Origin of the sequence: Paracoccus versutus, assembly GCF_029909795.1 — a bacterium.
GTDB classification, from domain to species: Bacteria; Pseudomonadota; Alphaproteobacteria; order Rhodobacterales; family Rhodobacteraceae; genus Paracoccus; species Paracoccus versutus.
The window spans coordinates 1,775,458-1,790,997 of sequence record NZ_CP038197.1 but is presented as its reverse complement, the minus strand read 5'-3'; the positions used below and the strand labels follow the sequence as shown (position 1 = coordinate 1,790,997).

General features: G+C 64.5%; 16 protein-coding genes. 11 read left to right on the top strand and 5 right to left on the bottom strand.

Going from position 1 to position 15,540, the window contains the following annotated elements; translation table 11 throughout:
• The 3 genes from E3U25_RS25110 to E3U25_RS20145 all read right to left on the bottom strand — a co-directional run bounded on the left by E3U25_RS25110 (nt 1) and on the right by E3U25_RS20145 (nt 3,067).
• Complete coding sequence (locus tag E3U25_RS25110; RefSeq protein ID WP_208861669.1) at nt 1-600, bottom strand: twin-arginine translocation signal domain-containing protein; 600 nt, start codon at nt 598-600, stop codon at nt 1-3.
• Nucleotides 601-752: 152 nt separating this feature from the next.
• A complete protein-coding gene (locus E3U25_RS20150; RefSeq protein ID WP_052095844.1) occupies nt 753-1,829 on the bottom strand; it encodes an FAD-binding oxidoreductase in 1,077 nt (358 codons plus the stop codon).
• Nucleotides 1,829-3,067 carry an aromatic ring-hydroxylating oxygenase subunit alpha gene (locus E3U25_RS20145; protein ID WP_116223233.1) on the bottom strand — a complete coding sequence of 413 codons (1,239 nt, stop codon included), beginning with the start codon at nt 3,065-3,067 and terminating at the stop codon, nt 1,829-1,831. Before E3U25_RS20145 ends, E3U25_RS20150 begins: the two co-directional genes overlap by 1 nt.
• 568 nt (nt 3,068-3,635) lie before the next feature.
• Between E3U25_RS20145 and E3U25_RS20140 the strand changes: the two genes are divergently transcribed.
• The 7 genes from E3U25_RS20140 to E3U25_RS20110 all read left to right on the top strand — a co-directional run bounded on the left by E3U25_RS20140 (nt 3,636) and on the right by E3U25_RS20110 (nt 10,856).
• On the top strand, nt 3,636-4,082 hold the full coding sequence (locus tag E3U25_RS20140) for a CopD family protein (protein ID WP_116223234.1): 447 nt from the start codon (nt 3,636-3,638) through the stop codon (nt 4,080-4,082).
• A 123-nt stretch (nt 4,083-4,205) separates the two neighbouring features.
• On the top strand, nt 4,206-5,477 hold the full coding sequence (gene rho / locus E3U25_RS20135) for a transcription termination factor Rho (RefSeq protein WP_024842822.1): 1,272 nt from the start codon (nt 4,206-4,208) through the stop codon (nt 5,475-5,477).
• Between the two features lie 16 nt (nt 5,478-5,493).
• Complete coding sequence (gene mnmE, locus E3U25_RS20130) at nt 5,494-6,750, top strand: tRNA uridine-5-carboxymethylaminomethyl(34) synthesis GTPase MnmE (protein WP_116223235.1); 1,257 nt, start codon at nt 5,494-5,496, stop codon at nt 6,748-6,750.
• 8 nt (nt 6,751-6,758) lie between these two features.
• Nucleotides 6,759-8,618: a tRNA uridine-5-carboxymethylaminomethyl(34) synthesis enzyme MnmG gene (mnmG, locus tag E3U25_RS20125; protein WP_116223236.1), complete on the top strand. Its 1,860-nt coding sequence runs from the start codon at nt 6,759-6,761 to the stop codon at nt 8,616-8,618.
• Nucleotides 8,618-9,199 (top strand): 16S rRNA (guanine(527)-N(7))-methyltransferase RsmG, encoded by a 582-nt coding sequence (gene rsmG, locus E3U25_RS20120; protein WP_116223237.1) that lies wholly within the window; start codon nt 8,618-8,620, stop codon nt 9,197-9,199. The genes mnmG and rsmG overlap by 1 nt, the downstream gene beginning before the upstream one ends.
• Nucleotides 9,192-9,968: a ParA family protein gene (locus E3U25_RS20115; protein WP_116223238.1), complete on the top strand. Its 777-nt coding sequence runs from the start codon at nt 9,192-9,194 to the stop codon at nt 9,966-9,968. Before rsmG ends, E3U25_RS20115 begins: the two co-directional genes overlap by 8 nt.
• Nucleotides 9,969-9,977: 9 nt before the next feature.
• Nucleotides 9,978-10,856 carry a ParB/RepB/Spo0J family partition protein gene (locus tag E3U25_RS20110; protein ID WP_116223239.1) on the top strand — a complete coding sequence of 293 codons (879 nt, stop codon included), beginning with the start codon at nt 9,978-9,980 and terminating at the stop codon, nt 10,854-10,856.
• 108 nt (nt 10,857-10,964) lie between these two features.
• On the opposite strand, the gene E3U25_RS20105 is transcribed toward E3U25_RS20110, so the two are convergent.
• The gene (locus E3U25_RS20105; RefSeq protein WP_114536069.1) at nt 10,965-11,507 is read right to left on the bottom strand and encodes a nucleotide exchange factor GrpE; all 543 of its coding nucleotides are present in this window, start codon (nt 11,505-11,507) and stop codon (nt 10,965-10,967) included.
• Between the two features lie 7 nt (nt 11,508-11,514).
• On the bottom strand, nt 11,515-12,570 hold the full coding sequence (gene hrcA, locus E3U25_RS20100; RefSeq protein WP_116223240.1) for a heat-inducible transcriptional repressor HrcA: 1,056 nt from the start codon (nt 12,568-12,570) through the stop codon (nt 11,515-11,517).
• 85 nt (nt 12,571-12,655) lie between these two features.
• Between hrcA and rph the strand changes: the two genes are divergently transcribed.
• Genes rph through hemW form a run of 4 tightly spaced genes read left to right on the top strand, consistent with a single transcriptional unit; the run spans nt 12,656 to nt 15,540 of the window.
• A complete protein-coding gene (rph, locus tag E3U25_RS20095) occupies nt 12,656-13,378 on the top strand; it encodes a ribonuclease PH (RefSeq protein WP_036753672.1) in 723 nt (240 codons plus the stop codon).
• On the top strand, nt 13,366-13,971 hold the full coding sequence (rdgB, locus tag E3U25_RS20090; RefSeq protein WP_036753669.1) for an RdgB/HAM1 family non-canonical purine NTP pyrophosphatase: 606 nt from the start codon (nt 13,366-13,368) through the stop codon (nt 13,969-13,971). The genes rph and rdgB overlap by 13 nt, the downstream gene beginning before the upstream one ends.
• Nucleotides 13,964-14,338 (top strand): RidA family protein, encoded by a 375-nt coding sequence (locus tag E3U25_RS20085; RefSeq protein ID WP_116223241.1) that lies wholly within the window; start codon nt 13,964-13,966, stop codon nt 14,336-14,338. The genes rdgB and E3U25_RS20085 overlap by 8 nt, the downstream gene beginning before the upstream one ends.
• Nucleotides 14,339-14,346: 8 nt before the next feature.
• Nucleotides 14,347-15,540, top strand: a complete 1,194-nt coding sequence (hemW, locus tag E3U25_RS20080; protein WP_116223242.1) for a radical SAM family heme chaperone HemW — start codon at nt 14,347-14,349, stop codon at nt 15,538-15,540.

Genomic DNA, 15,540 nt, shown 5'->3' with positions numbered 1-15,540 from the left:
TCAGACGCGCGCCTGGTTGTCGAATCCGACGATCCCCATGGCGCGGACCGTCTTGTAGGTCAGCCATGCGGTTTCATTGGTGGTGGCCGAGGCCGCCAGATAGCCGGTGGTGGTCCAGCGGTTGACGGGCACCCCGTCGTCGTTGGCCAGCACCATGTTGGCGTCGCGGTCGTCCTTGAGCGCGCGGGCGATCTTGTCCAGCGCCTCTTCCCAGGAAATCTCCTCGAAGCTGGCGGCGCCGGGGCGGCGGATGCGCGGCGTGGTCAGCCGCGTCTCGGCATTGACGAAATCCTTCAGCGCCGCGCCCTTCGGGCAAAGCGTGCCGCGGTTGGTCGGATGGTCGGCATCGCCCTCAATATGGATGACCCTGGCCTCTTCGCCGGCCTTCAGGTCGCCGTCGGAATAGATGATGACGCCGCAGGCGACCGAGCAATAGGGACAGGTGTTGCGCGTCTCGGTCGTCGAGGCCAGCTTGAAGGCACGCACATGCGCCTGTTCCGCCGCCTCCGCCCCGCCGAAGCCCATGGCCCCCAGCGATGTCGCCGCGACACCCGCACCCGCCAGTTTCAGGAAACCGCGCCGCGAGAGGTCGATATTCATCGTGCCCTCCTTTTGCCTGTCGAAGAGATAGGTACGGGGTCAGGATCGCGCGGTATGGTAGTTCTGTCAAGCTTGGCACGAAAAAGGCGCGGCCATGGCCGCGCCCCCAAGCTCTTGTTATTTCGTTATGTTTATGCTTGCATAACGAAAGTTCAGACCTCGACCGAGACCGCACCGATCGGATGCGAGCAGCAGGCCAGGATATAGCCCTCCTCGATGTCCTCGTCAGTGATGCCGCCGTTATGGACCATATGCACCTCGCCCGCGGTCTTTCTGATCTTGCAGGTGCCGCACAGGCCGAAGGTGCAGCCCGAGGGGATGTTCAGCCCGTTGGCCTTGGCCACCGCCAGCACGGTGTCGGTCTCGGCACATTTCGCCACCACGCCCGAGCTTTCGAAGGTGATCTGGGCGGCGCTTTCCTCGTCCGGGACCACGTCGTCCAGCACCGGGGCCTCGGCCTCGTTGCGGATGGGCGCGCCGAAGCTTTCCTGGTGATAGCGCTCCATGTCGAAGCCCAGCGCGATCAGCATGTCGCGCACCGCCTGCATGAAGGGCTCGGGGCCGCAGCAGAACACCTCGCGCTCCAGGTAGTCCGGCGCCATCAGGCCCAGCATGATCTGGTTCAGCCGGCCGCGATAGCCGTGCCAAGTGCGGAACGGATCGGCCTCCTCGACGGTGAAGCGCAGCTGCAAGCCGGGCACCCGGTCGGCCATGCCTTCCAGCCGCTGGCGGAAGATGATGTCGGCGGGCGCGCGGGCGGCATGGACGAAGACGATGTCCGGCATCTCGCCCGAATCCCAGGCCCAGGTCGTCATCGACATCATCGGCGTGATGCCCGAGCCGGCCGAGATGAACAGGTATTTCGGCGCCTCGTGCTGGACGAAGGAAAAGATCCCCGCCGGGCCAAAGGCCTTGAGCCTCATTCCCGGCCGCAGGTGGTCGATCATCCAGCGCCCTCCGACGCTGCCCGGCTGCGCCTTGACGGTGACTGAGATGGACAGCGGCCGCGACGGGCTGGAGCTGATGGTATAGGTCCGCTGCACGTTGCCGCCCGGCACCGGCAGATCCAGCGTGACGAACTGGCCGGGCTGGTAGTCGAACCAGGAACCCGAGGGCGCGCGGAAGGTGAAGGTGGCGGTGTCCGAGGTCTCGGGCACCACCATCGCGCATTCCAGCGGCTCGTCGTCCTTCCACGGGCGGTCGCCGAATGCCTTGACCAGGACCGCCATTATTCGGCCGCCATCGCCGGACGCGGGGACAGGCGGTCCATCATCTGCCGCACATACCAGTCGACGAAATGGATCACGCCCTCTTCCTGGTTGGGCGAATAGGGGCCGGGCTCGTAGGCCGGGGACAGGATGCCCTTCTGGTTCTCCTCGACCACACGGCGGTCCTCGTCATTGGTCGCCAGCCACACTTCGGTCAGCTTTTGCAGGTCGTAGTCCACGCCCTCGACCGCGTCCTTGTGGACCAGCCATTTCGACGTCACCTCGGTCTCGGTCGGAGAGATCGGCAGCAGGCGGAAGACGATGGCATGATCGGGCAGGAAGTGGTTCCAGCTCGACGGGAAGTGATAGAACATCAGGCTGCCGGCGTCGTTCCACGGGATCATGCCCATGCGCCGGTTCACCGCCGCCTTGGTGGACATGGTGAAGCTTTCGGCATTGTTCAGCAGCGGCACGCGGGCAAAGCGCCATTGCATCCCCGGATCGTTCACGAAGCGCGCGGGCAGGCCGGCCTTGTCGCAGCGGTCCCAATGCGACAGGATCTCGGGCGAGGCGGCATTCGGCCCCTCCATCACCGTCATCAGCGGGTTGTCGGAATAGGTCCGGCACAGCGAGGGGTGGCTGCCGCCGCAATGGTAGCACTCGCGGTTGTTCTCGATCACCAGCTTCCAGTTGCCCTTCTCGACGATGGTCGAGGTAAAGGCGACCTTGGCGTTCGACAGGTCGCTGGCGCCGACATAGTCGCGCAGGAAGCCGCCCAGCCGTTCGAAATCCGGCGGGTTGTCGGCGAGGCAGATGAAGACCATGCCGCCCTCGACCCGGCAATGCACCGGCTTGAGGCTGAATTGCGACGGATCGAAATCGGGGCCCATGTCGCGGGCGAACAGAAGCCTGCCGTCGAGGTCATAGGTCCATTGGTGATAGGGGCAGACCAGCTTGGGCGAGGTGCCGTTCTGCTTGGGGCACAGCCGCTGGCCGCGGTGGCGGCAAACGTTGTGGAAGGCGCGGATCTGCCCGTCGGCGCCGCGCACGATCACCACCGGATATTCGCCGATCTGCAGGGTGGCGTGGTTGCCAGTCTTGGGAATGTCGCAGGTCGGAATGGCAAAGAGCCATTCGCGATACCACAGATTCTCCAGGTCGGCGTGATAGGCGCCCTCGTCGCAGTAGAGATCGCGGCTGAGCGAGAAGTTCTTCCGCCGGTTGGCGAGCTGGTCCAGGATTTCAGCTGTGTTCAGCATGGCTTGATTCCGTCACAAAGGGGCGTCCTTCGCAAAGCATTGCACCCGTTTTCCCCGCTGTAACTTGCCAAATGCGACGCCCGCATGACGCAAACGAACCTCGGGCGGCTTTGCACGACCTCCTGTCCGGCCCAAAGCGGCGCGGGACGGGGGCAGGACCGCGATGCGCGCAAGGCATGGGCATAAGCCTGGGGATAAGCCGCGGCGACTCGGAGGGTCGAATCTGTGGAGATTGCGCGGCCTTTTTCCGCCCGTGGATGACCCCGCGGGACAGAGCGGGAACGGATGCGGCTTCTCCACATGTCGATAACCGGGCGGAAATCACCCACAAGCTGTGGAAAAGAAAAATTTTCACAAACTTATCCACAGACGGTTTTTTCCTATCCTGCTGTTTATCTTTGGTTTTTTCGTTAACAAATCGTTAACAATGTTTTTTTCCCCAAGCGGCGTGAGTTGGGGAATGTCGGCGCGGAGCGAAGATTTCCAGTCATCCACAGCCCCAACCACAACATCATCCTTTCTTTATCTTCCTTTATTTTTGATAGAGAGATGGCGCCGGAGGTGTGCCATGAACGATTTCCTGCCCCTTGCTTACCCCTGGATCAAAGCCCTGCATGTCATGGCGGTGCTTTCCTGGATGGCAGGGCTGTTCTATCTGCCGCGGCTGTTCGTCTATCACGCCGAGCGCGGCCATATCGGGCAAGAACCGGTGCAGTCCTTCCAGATCATGGAGGACAAGCTGCTGCGGATGATCATGAATCCGGCGATGATCGTGACCTGGATCGCGGGCCTGGCGCTGGTGCTGACGCCGGGTATCGTGGACTGGACGATGATCTGGCCCTGGACCAAGGCGGCCGGCGTGCTGGGGATGACCTGGTTTCACATGTGGCTGGCCGGCCAGCGCAAGGCGCTGCTCTTGGGCCAGGGGCTGAGCGGCCGGCGCTACCGGATGATGAACGAGGTGCCGACGCTGCTGATGGTCATCATCGTGCTGTCGGTGATCGTGAAATTCTAGAAGAATTGACTCGCGCGCCGATAATGCCTATGTGACCCGCATCCGCCGTCCGGCGGATTTTTCCTGACACAGTTTCTGCGCGGGCCGATCATGCGTCGGACAGCGCGTGCCCATAGGCTAGACATGACCGAAGAACGCCTCAACCTGTCCGATCTCAAGGCCAAGAGCCCGGCCGACCTGCTGGCCATGGCCGAGGAATGGGAGATCGAGAACGCCTCGACCATGCGCAAGGGCGAGATGATGTTCTCGATCCTCAAGGAACATGCCGAGGAAGGCTTCGAGATCGGCGGCGACGGCGTCCTGGAGGTGGTCCAGGACGGCTTCGGCTTCCTGCGCTCGCCCGAGGCGAACTACCTGCCCGGTCCCGACGACATCTACGTCAGCCCCGACATGATCCGCCAGCACAGCCTGCGCACCGGCGACACGGTCGAGGGCGTGATCCGCGCGCCCGGCGAGAACGAGCGCTATTTCGCCCTGACCAAGGTCGAGAAGATCAATTTCGAGAACCCCGAGAAGGCCCGCCATAAGGTCGCCTTCGACAACCTGACGCCGCTTTACCCGAACGAGCGGCTGAAGATGGAAATCGAGGATCCGACCATCAAGGACCGCTCCGCCCGGATCATCGACCTGGTGGCGCCGATCGGCAAGGGCCAGCGTTCGCTGATCGTGGCGCCGCCGCGTACCGGCAAGACGGTGCTGCTGCAAAACATCGCCCATTCGATCGAGAAGAACCATCCCGAATGCTACCTGATCGTGCTGCTGATCGACGAGCGGCCGGAAGAGGTGACGGACATGCAGCGTTCCGTCAAGGGCGAGGTGATTTCCTCGACCTTCGACGAACCGGCCAGCCGCCATGTCGCCGTTTCGGAAATGGTGATCGAAAAAGCCAAGCGCCTGGTCGAACATAAACGAGATGTTGTGATCCTTTTGGACTCGATCACAAGACTTGGTAGGGCCTTCAACACCGTCGTGCCCAGTTCGGGCAAGGTTCTGACCGGCGGCGTCGATGCGAATGCCTTGCAGCGGCCGAAGCGGTTCTTCGGCGCGGCGCGCAACATCGAGGAAGGCGGCTCGCTGACCATCATCGCCACGGCCCTGATCGACACCGGCTCGCGCATGGACGAGGTGATCTTCGAGGAATTCAAGGGCACCGGCAACAGCGAGATCGTGCTGGACCGCAAGGTGGCCGACAAGCGCGTGTTCCCGGCCATGGACATCCTGAAATCCGGCACCCGCAAGGAAGAGCTGCTGGTCGATGCCAAGGATCTGCAAAAGACCTATCTGCTGCGGCGCATCCTGAACCCGATGGGCACCACCGATGCGATCGAATTCCTGATCTCGAAGCTGAAGCAGACCAAGACCAACAGCGAATTCTTCGATTCGATGAACGCCTGACGGCGCGGAGGATGCGGTGGATACGATCTTTGCCGAGGCGACCCCGCCCGGCCGAGGGGGGGTTTCCGTCGTCCGCCTGAGCGGACCGAAGGCGCGTGCGACCCTGGAATCCCTGGCCGGGCCGGTGGCGACGCCGCGCCTGGCGGCCTTGCGGGCGCTGCGGGACGGCGAGGATCTGATCGACCGCGCCCTGGTCCTCTGGTTCGAGGAAGGCCATAGCTTTACCGGCGAGGAAGTGGCCGAGTTGCACCTGCACGGTGCCCCGGTGATCGCCAACCGGCTGGCGCAGGCACTTCTGTCGCGAGGGCTGCGAAGGGCCGAGGCGGGTGAGTTCAGCAAGCGCGCCTTTCTCAACGGCCGCATGGACCTGGCTGAAGCCGAGGGGTTGGCCGATCTGCTGTCCGCCGAGACGGAAGCGCAGCGCAAGCTGGCGATGCGGGCGACAGAAGGCGAGTTGGGGCGCAAAGCCGACGAATTGCGCGCCAAGCTGGTTCGCGCCGGAGCCCTGATCGAAGCCAGCATCGATTTCGCGGATGAAGAAGTGCCCGAAGAGGTTCCGCCCGAGGCTTTGGACCTGATTGCGGCGGTTCGCGCTGATATTCGGCTGATGCTGGCAGGCTATCCCGCCACCGAACGCTTGCGGCAGGGCTATGTGGTGGCGATCGTTGGGCCGCCGAATGCCGGGAAATCGACGCTGCTGAACCGGATCGGCCAGCGTGACATCGCCTTGGTGTCCGAGGTCGCGGGGACGACCCGCGATATCCTGGAACTCCATACCGATCTGCGCGGCTTGCCGGTGACCTTCCTGGATACGGCCGGCTTGCGTGAAAGCAGCGATCCGGTCGAGGCCATGGGGGTTGCGCGGGGATTGCAGAGAGCGGCCGAGGCCGACTTGCGTATCCACCTTACGGTCGACGGGATTGCCGATGCGGCGACAGCGGGCGACATTGTCGTCCGCGCCAAGGCGGATCTGGGCCGGGGCGAGGGGATCTCGATCTCCGGGCTGACCGGGGAAGGGGTCGCCGAGCTTCTGGATCTGGTTTATGATCGCTTGCGAGTCAGGGCGGCGGATACCGGGCTGGTCGGGCATAAAAGGCAGGCGGAAGCCTTGCAGCGCGCCCTGTCGGCCCTGGAGGTCGATCACGACATGGCGCCGGAGTTTCTTGCCGAAGCCTTGCGCCAAGGGGCGCAGGCATTGGCGATGATGGTTGGACGTGTGGGGGCAGAGGATTATCTTGACGAGATCTTCAGTTCCTTCTGCATCGGAAAGTAGGGTTTCACGTGAAACAATACGACGTAATCGTGATTGGTGGAGGTCATGCCGGTGTGGAAGCGGCCATGGCGGCCGCACGCATGGGCGCCGAAACCGCGCTGATAACGCTGAATCAGGACGATATCGGAACGATGTCCTGCAATCCTGCAATCGGCGGGCTGGGCAAAGGCCATCTGGTGCGGGAAATCGACGCGCTCGACGGGGTCATGGGAAGGCTGGCCGATGCTGCAGGCATTCAGTTCCGCTTGCTGAACAGGCGCAAAGGGCCTGCCGTCCAGGGACCGCGCGCGCAGGCCGATCGCAAGCTTTATCGAGCGGCTGCAGCGCGGGCGGTGGCCGAACAAGCCCGCTTGACGCTGGTGCTGGGCGAAGCTGCTGAGTTGCTGCATGAGCGGGCTGTGGTTCATGGCTTGCGTCTGGCCGATGGCACGGAACTGCAGGCACGGCAGGTCATCCTGACCACGGGAACCTTTCTTAACGGGTTGATTCACATAGGCGAGATCACTCGCCCCGCCGGCCGCTGGGGCGGGTCGGCATCGGTGCGGCTCGCGGCGTCGCTTCGCCCGCTCAACCTGCCGCTGGGCAGGCTGAAGACCGGCACGCCTCCGCGCATTCTCCGCAGCAGCATCGACTGGGAAAGCCTGGATGAGCAGCCGGGTGACGACGAGCCGGTGATGTTTTCATACCTGTCCTCCGGCCCGGAGGTGCAGCAGATCAGCTGCGCGATCACCCATACGAACCCGGACACCCACGGCATCATTCGTGACAATCTTGCTCGGTCGGCCATGTATGGCGGCCGGATCGATGGGGTGGGGCCGCGCTATTGCCCTTCGATCGAAGACAAGATCGTCCGGTTTGCCGACAAGAATTCGCACCAGATCTTCCTGGAACCCGAGGGCCTGGACAGCGATCTGGTCTATCCGAACGGCATTTCGACCTCTCTGCCGGAAGAGGTGCAGCTTGCCTATGTCCGCTCGATCCGTGGCCTGGAAGCGGCGGAAATCGTGCAACCCGGCTATGCTGTGGAATATGACTATGTCGATCCGCGTGCGCTGACGCCGGCGCTGGAGGCCAAGGCCCTGTCGGGGCTGTTTCTTGCCGGGCAAATCAACGGGACGACCGGCTATGAGGAGGCGGCAGCGCAGGGATTGGTGGCTGGCCTTAACGCCGCATTGAAGGCGCAGGGGCGGGAGAGCCTGCATTTCAGCCGCTCCCAAAGCTATATCGGCGTGATGATCGATGACCTTACCACGCGCGGGGTCAGCGAACCTTACCGCATGTTCACCTCTCGCGCCGAGTTTCGCCTGTCCTTGCGGGCTGACAATGCCGATCAGCGCCTGACCCCGCTGGGGATCGGGACCGGTTGCGTGGCTCAGGCCCGCCAGGAAGCGTTCTCTGAAAAGATGCGTCGCTATTCGGCAGCTCGCCGCCGGGCGGAATCCGTCAGTTTCACGCCCACGGAGCTTTCCCGCGCGGGGATCGAAGTGCGGCAAGACGGCGCTCGGCGCAGTCTGTTTGCGCTGCTTGCCCAGCAGGAAATACCGCAGAATCAGGTCCTTGCGCTGGACGAAGAGCTTTTGTCGCACGACCAGGCTACCATTGCACAGCTGGCGGCAGATGCGCTGTATCATCAATACATGGACCGCCAGGGCAAGGATGCCGAACTGCTGCGCAAGGAGGAATCGGTCGCTATTCCGGCCGGGTTCGACTATGACGCACTTTCCGGCCTCTCCAACGAACTCAAGTCCAAGCTGAACAAATATCGCCCCGCAACCCTGGCAGCGGCTGCAAGCATCGAAGGCATGACGCCCGCGGCGCTGACGCTCATCCTTGCCGTGATCCGAACCGGCGAGCGGAAAACGGCTTGATGAGTGTTTCACGTGAAACAGAGCGCCTCACCGCCTATGCGGAACTGCTGCGAAAGTGGAACCCGGCCATCAACCTGATTGCGCCGTCCACATTGGACCAGATCGAGACGCGGCATGTCGCAGACAGCCTGCAACTGGCCGAAATGGCCAGAAATGGCCCGGAAAATTGGGTCGACCTTGGCAGCGGCGGCGGTTTTCCCGGTATCGTCATGGCGATCATGCGGCCTGACCTGGATCTGACCCTGGTCGAAAGCGATCAGCGCAAGGCTGCATTCCTGCGCAACGTGGTGCGCGAATTGGCGCTGCCCCGCGCGCGGGTGATATGCAAGCGCATCGAGGCGCTGGATAGGCTTGATGCCGCCAATATCAGCGCAAGGGCCCTTGCCCCGCTTCCGCTGCTCATGGCATATGTAGACCGGCACCTGAGCGCATCGGGAACGGCATGGCTGATGAAAGGCCGAAACTGGCAAGATGAGGTCGCTCAGGCGCGAACCGATTGGAAATTCGAACTAAAGCCCCACCAAAGCGCGACCGATCCTGACGCGGCCATTCTGGAAATCACGGAAATTCGCCATGCATGACACACGCATCATTGCCGTTGCAAACCAGAAGGGCGGGGTGGGAAAGACCACCACGGCGATCAATCTTGGCGCCGCCCTGGCCGAGCAGGGCCAGCGGGTCGCGATCATAGACCTTGATCCGCAGGGAAACGCTTCGACCGGGCTGGGCGTGGCGCTGGAAGATCGGGTTCTGACCTCTTACGACCTGCTGACCGGCGAGCAGGGGTTGGATGAGACGCTGCGCGACACAGCCATCGCCAATCTTCGCCTTGTGCCGTCCAATCGCGACCTGGCTTCGGCCGATTTTGAGCTGTCCAATCGTCCCGGACGAACCCAGCTGTTGCGGCGCAAGCTGACGGTTCCTTCGGAGCTGGACTATATCCTGATCGATTGCCCGCCCGCGCTTGGCCTTCTTACCGTCAATGCCATGGTGGCTTCGGACAGCGTGCTGGTGCCGCTGCAAGCCGAATTCTATGCGCTCGAGGGCTTGTCGCAGCTGCTGATGACCGTGCGCGAGGTGCGCCAGACCGCCAATCCCGACCTGCGGATCGAGGGCGTGTTGCTGACCATGGCGGACAATCGCAACAACCTGTCGCAGCAGGTCGAGGCGGATGCGCGCAATACGCTTTCCGGTCTGGTCTATCGCACGGTGATTCCGCGCAACGTCCGGCTGTCCGAGGCGCCATCCCATGCCATGCCGGTGCTGCAATACGATCCGAACTCCAAGGGAAGCCACGCTTATCGCGAATTGGCGACCGAGTTCCTGTCCCGTCAACTCGCGACCGCCTGAGGAGGAATCATGGCAGAGAACAAGCTTGAAAAGCGCGGTCTGGGCCGTGGTCTTTCGGCCCTGATGGCCGATGTCGACCTGATTCCGTCCGAACGTCCCGCGCCGCGGCAGATCCTTCCGGTCGAGCAGCTGACCCCGAACCCGGACCAGCCCCGCCGCAGCTTTGCCCCCGAGGCCTTGCAGGAACTGGCCGGTTCGCTGAGGACGCGCGGCATGTTGCAGCCGCTGATCGTCCGTCCGCATCCGTCGGATCGCGGCCTTTACCAGATCGTCGCCGGCGAGCGCCGCTGGCGCGCCGCGCAGATCGCCCAGCTTCACGAGGTTCCCGTCATCGTCCGCGAGCTGGACGATACCGAGGTGCTGGAAGTCGCCATCGTCGAGAATATCCAGCGCGCCGACCTGAATGCGATCGAAGAGGCGGCATCCTATCGTCAACTGATGGACCGGTTCGGCCATACCCAGGAAAAGCTGGCCGAGGCGCTGAACAAAAGCCGCAGCCATATCGCCAACCTGCTGCGCTTGCTGAACCTGCCAGAACAGGTGCAGGCCTGGCTCAAGGAAGGCAAGCTGACGGCCGGGCATGCCCGAGCCCTGATCACCGCCGCGAACCCGGTCGAACTGGCGCGGAAGGTGATCGAAAAGAACCTGTCGGTGCGCGAGACCGAGGATCTGGTCCGTCGCCAGGCCGAAGGCTCCAAGGCGCAGAAGCCCAAGGGCTCCAGGCAGGAAAAGGACGCTGACACCCGCGCGCTGGAAGGCGATCTGACCGCGCATCTGAGAATGAAGGTGGCGATCAACCATGCCGGAGTCGATGGCGGTCAGGTCGTTATCACCTATCGCGACCTGGATCAGCTTGACCGGATTTGCCAGATCCTTGCGGGCAACTGACCACAATATCTGGTATAGGGCGGCAATAAGCCCCCTAGACTTGCTATAAAGCCAAGAAAAAAACCCCGGAGGCGACTCCGGGGTTTCGCGTTTTTCAGCGCAATCGGCTCAGCTTGCGGGGGTGGAGCTGACGCCCACCTTGGCCGGGCGCAGCAGGCGGTCATGCAGCATGAAGCCGTTGTCCATGACCTGGATGATGTTCCCGGCCATGGTGCCCGGAACCGGGGCCTCGAACATGGCTTCGTGCTGCTGGGGATCGAATTTCTCGCCCAGGGCCGGGGTGATGACCTTGATGCCATGCTTGGCGAAGACGTTGTTCAGCTCGCGCAGGGTCAGCTCGACGCCTTCGATCAGGGCTGCCGCTGCGGCGCGCTGCTCGTCGCCGGCGGCATCCAGCGCGCGGGTCAGGGCGTCATGCACCGGCAGCAGGTCGCGCGCCAGGCGGGAGCCGCCGTATTGCTCGGCGTCGCGGCGATCCTTCTCGGCCCGCTTGCGGGCGTTTTCGGCATCGGCCAGCGCGCGCATGAAGCGGTCGCGGTATTCGTCCCGCTCGGCGATCAGCGCCTCGACCCCGGCCGAGGGTTCGTCATCCGCCGGGGGGTCGATGATCTCCTCATCCAGCGGGCTGCCGTTCGGGTTTTCCTTCGTCATGTCCTCATCATCCTTTCCGGCCCGAAATCAACCGGCCGACAAGCTGCGCAGTATAATCCACGATCGGCACGATGCGGCCATAGTTCAGCCGCGTCGGACCGATGACGCCGACCGCGCCAACAATCTTTCGGTCGGCATTCATATAGGGCGAAACGACGAGAGAGGAACCGGAAAGTGAAAAAAGCTTGTTCTCCGAGCCGATGAAAATGCGCACGCCCTCGCCCTGTTCGGCCAGTTCCAGGAATTCGGCGATGTCGCGCTTGCGTTCCAGGTCGTCGAACAGGCTGCGGATCCGGTCCAGGTCAGCCAGCTCATGCGCCAGAAGATTGGCACGGCCGCGCACGATCAGCCGCGGATCGCTGCTTTCGCCCTCCCACAGCGCCAGGCCCGAGGAAACCAGCGCCGCGGCGATGCTGTCCAGCTTTTGCCGGCTGGCCTGGATTTCCTGCGCGATGCTGCGGCGCAGCTCGGCCAGGGTGCGACCTTCCGCCACGGCATTCAGGAAATTCGCCGCCTCGCGCATGGAGCTGGCGGTATGGCCGGGCGGGGGGGCAAAGACCCGGTTCTCGACCCGGCCGTCGGCAAAGACCAGCACCACCAGCGCGCGGTCCGGGGCCAGGCTGACGAATTCGATGTGCCGGACCGGCGCTTCCTGCTTGGGCATCAGCACCAGCGAGGCGCCCTGGGTCAGGGCCGACAGCGCGGTGCTGATCCGGTCCAGCATGACGCCGGTATTGCCGCTGTCGTTGCCCAGCGTCTCATCGATCATCTCGCGGTCGCTGGCGGCGACCGGCCCGGCCTCCATCAGCCCGTCCACGAACAACCGCAGCCCCAGCTGCGTGGGCATGCGCCCGGCCGAGATATGCGGGTGGTCCAGCAGGCCCAGCAGTTCCAGGTCCTGCATCACGTTGCGAATCGTCGCGGCGCTGACCTTTTCGGACATCTCGCGGGTCAGCGTGCGCGAGCCGACGGGCTCGCCGGTGGCAAGATAGGCTTCGACGACCCGGCGAAAGACTTCGCGCGAGCGGTTGTTGAGATCGGAAAGCAGCGCGGTTTCAGGCATCGGCATCCTGTCAGGACGTTCTCGGGTTGCGGTCGGGGGCCTCGGACCTGTATCTGAACGGCAAAACCCCCGAAAGGAATGAAAGATGCGTCCCTCTGGCCGGAATTTAAGTGATATGCGCCCGATTTCAATCGAAACGGGCATCATGCGCCATGCCGAGGGTTCCTGCATGATTTCTTGCGGCGATACCCGCGTGCTCTGCTCGGCCACGATCGAGGAAAAGGCGCCGCCCTTCCTCAAGGGCTCGGGGCAGGGCTGGGTGACGGCGGAATACGGCATGCTGCCGCGGGCCACCAACAGCCGCAACCGGCGCGAGGCGGCGGCGGGCAAGCAGTCCGGCCGCACGCAGGAGATCCAGCGCCTGATCGGCCGCGCGCTGCGTGCCGGGGTGGACCGGCGCGCGCTGGGGGAACGGCAGATCGTCATCGACTGCGACGTGATCCAGGCCGATGGCGGCACCCGCTGCGCCGCGATCACCGGAGGCTGGGTGGCGCTGCGCCTGGCGATGAACCGGCTGTTGAAGGCCGGGATCGTCACCACCGACCCGATCATGGACCATGTCGCCGCGGTGTCCTGCGGCATCTATGCCGGGCAGGCGATCCTGGACCTGGACTATGCCGAGGACAGCGAGGCCGGCACCGACGGCAATTTCATCATGACCGGGGCAGGGCGGCTGATCGAAGTGCAGATGTCGGCCGAGGGCGCGACCTTCTCGCGCCCCGAGATGAACCAGCTGCTCGACCTGGCCGAAGCCGGCGTCGCCGCGCTGGTCCGCGCCCAGACCGAGGCCGTCCAATGCGCCGGCTGACCGAAAGGAAGCTGCTGGTCGCCACCCACAACCGGGGCAAGCTGGACGAGATCCGCGCCATGATGGCCCCGCACGGCATCGAGGTGACGTCGGCCGGCGAGATGGGCCTGCCCGAGCCGGCCGAGACCGAGGACAGTTTCATCGGCAACGCCCGCATCAAGGCCCGCGCCGCCATGCAGGCGACCGGCCTGCCGGTGCTGGCCGACGACAGCGGCATCACCGTGGACGGGCTGGACGGCGCGCCCGGCGTCTATACCGCCGACTGGGCCGAGACCCCGCAGGGCCGCGACTTCATGCAGGCCATGACCCGCACCTGGCGCGAGCTGGACGAGCGCGGCGTCCCCGAGCCGCGCACCGCCCAGTTCCGCGCCACGCTGGTCCTGCTTTGGCCCGATGGTCACGAGGAGATCTTCGAGGGCGTCGCGCCCGGTCGCCTGGTCTGGCCGCCGCGCGGGCAGCAGGGCCATGGCTACGACCCGATCTTCGTGCCCGACGGCCATGACGCGACCTATGCCGAGATGCCGCCCGAGCAGAAGAACGCCATCAGCCACCGCGCCCGCGCCTTTCGCAAGCTGGAGACGCTGTTTGCATAGGATCTCGACCGGCTCGCCCTTCGAAACGGCGCTGGGTTACAGCCGCGCGGTGGTGAAGGGGCCGTGGTGCTTCGTCTCGGGCACCACGGGTTACGATTACGCGGCCATGGCCATGCCCGACAGCGCTGCCGACCAGGCGCAGAACGCCTTTGCCACCATCTTCGCCACCCTGGCCGAGGCGGGTTTCGCGCCCGCAGACATCGTGCGCGTGCAATACACCATCACCGACCCGGCGATCCTGGACGAGATCGCGCCGGTCCTGGGCGAGGCGATGAAGGATGCGTTACCCGCCGCGACCATGGTTGTCGCCGGGCTCATCAGACCCGAAATGAAGATCGAGATCGAAGTGACAGCCTTTCGGGAGTGACCCAGCCCATGCCAGCCCCTGCCGCCAGCACCGCGCCCGCCCAGGCCCTTGCCGAAGATTGGCGGGCGGGCGGCTTCGGGCTTTACGTGCATTGGCCCTTTTGCGCCGCGAAATGCCCCTATTGCGATTTCAACAGCCATGTCGCGGCCGTGATCGACCAGGGACGCTGGCTGGCCGCCTATCGTCGCGAACTGGCCCGGCTGGGCCGGGAAACGCCGGGCCGGGTGCTGAACAGCATCTTCTTCGGCGGCGGCACCCCCAGCCTGATGGCGCCCGAGACCGTGGCCGGGGTGATCGAGGCCGCGCGCGCCGCATGGCCCTTTGCCAATGACATCGAGATCACGCTGGAAGCCAACCCGACCAGCGTCGAGACGGGCCGTTTTCGCGCCTATGCCGACGGCGGCGTCAACCGCGTCTCGATGGGGGTGCAGGCGCTCAATGACGACGACCTGCGCCGGCTGGGCCGGATGCATTCGGCGGCCGAGGCCCGCGCCGCCTTCGACATCGCGCGGGATTGTTTCACGCGGGTCAGCTTCGACCTGATCTATGCCCGCCAGGACCAGGACCGCGCGCATTGGCGGCGCGAACTGACCCAGGCGCTCGGCATGGCGGTCGATCACCTCTCGGCCTATCAGCTGACCATCGAGCCGGGCACCGCCTTCGGCGCCCGCCACGCGAAAGGCGGGCTCAGGGGCCTGCCGGACGAGGATCTTTCCGCCGACATGTATCTGGACACGCAGGAGATCTGCGCGGCGGCCGGGATGCCGGCCTATGAAATCTCGAACCACGCCCGGCCGGGCGCGGAAAGCCGGCACAACCTGATCTATTGGCGCCAAGGCGACTGGGCCGCCGTGGGGCCGGGCGCGCATGGCCGCCTGACGCTGCCCTCGGGCCGCTGGGCGACCGAGGCGCACAGGGCGCCGGGCGAATGGCTGGAGGCGGTCGAGGCGCGCGGCGACGGCGAAAGCCAGCGCGAATTGCTGGACTTGCCGGGCCGGGCGCTGGAATATCTGCTGATGGCCATGCGGCTGGTCGAGGGGCTGGAGATTCCGCGCTATCTTGCCCATGGCGCCGAATTGCCGCAGGGCCGGCTGATGAATCTGGCCGAGCTGGGCCTTATCTCGCTGCGGGGCGACCGGCTGGCGGCGACGGCGGCGGGGCGGCCCGTCCTGAATGCGATCCTGCGTGAACTGGCGGAGTAA

Excerpts from the sequence above, each read along its gene's own strand:
- E3U25_RS25110 (WP_208861669.1), bottom strand. The coding sequence starts at position 600 with ATGAATATCGACCTCTCGCGGCGCGGTTTCCTGAAACTGGCGGGTGCG.
- E3U25_RS20150 (WP_052095844.1), bottom strand. The coding sequence starts at position 1,829 with ATGGCGGTCCTGGTCAAGGCATTCGGCGACCGCCCGTGGAAGGACGAC.
- E3U25_RS20145 (WP_116223233.1), bottom strand. The coding sequence starts at position 3,067 with ATGCTGAACACAGCTGAAATCCTGGACCAGCTCGCCAACCGGCGGAAG.
- E3U25_RS20140 (WP_116223234.1), top strand. The coding sequence starts at position 3,636 with ATGAACGATTTCCTGCCCCTTGCTTACCCCTGGATCAAAGCCCTGCAT.
- rho (WP_024842822.1), top strand. The coding sequence starts at position 4,206 with ATGACCGAAGAACGCCTCAACCTGTCCGATCTCAAGGCCAAGAGCCCG.
- rsmG (WP_116223237.1), top strand. The coding sequence starts at position 8,618 with ATGAGTGTTTCACGTGAAACAGAGCGCCTCACCGCCTATGCGGAACTG.
- E3U25_RS20115 (WP_116223238.1), top strand. The coding sequence starts at position 9,192 with ATGCATGACACACGCATCATTGCCGTTGCAAACCAGAAGGGCGGGGTG.
- E3U25_RS20110 (WP_116223239.1), top strand. The coding sequence starts at position 9,978 with ATGGCAGAGAACAAGCTTGAAAAGCGCGGTCTGGGCCGTGGTCTTTCG.
- E3U25_RS20105 (WP_114536069.1), bottom strand. The coding sequence starts at position 11,507 with ATGACGAAGGAAAACCCGAACGGCAGCCCGCTGGATGAGGAGATCATC.
- hrcA (WP_116223240.1), bottom strand. The coding sequence starts at position 12,570 with ATGCCTGAAACCGCGCTGCTTTCCGATCTCAACAACCGCTCGCGCGAA.
- rph (WP_036753672.1), top strand. The coding sequence starts at position 12,656 with ATGCGTCCCTCTGGCCGGAATTTAAGTGATATGCGCCCGATTTCAATC.
- rdgB (WP_036753669.1), top strand. The coding sequence starts at position 13,366 with ATGCGCCGGCTGACCGAAAGGAAGCTGCTGGTCGCCACCCACAACCGG.
- hemW (WP_116223242.1), top strand. The coding sequence starts at position 14,347 with ATGCCAGCCCCTGCCGCCAGCACCGCGCCCGCCCAGGCCCTTGCCGAA.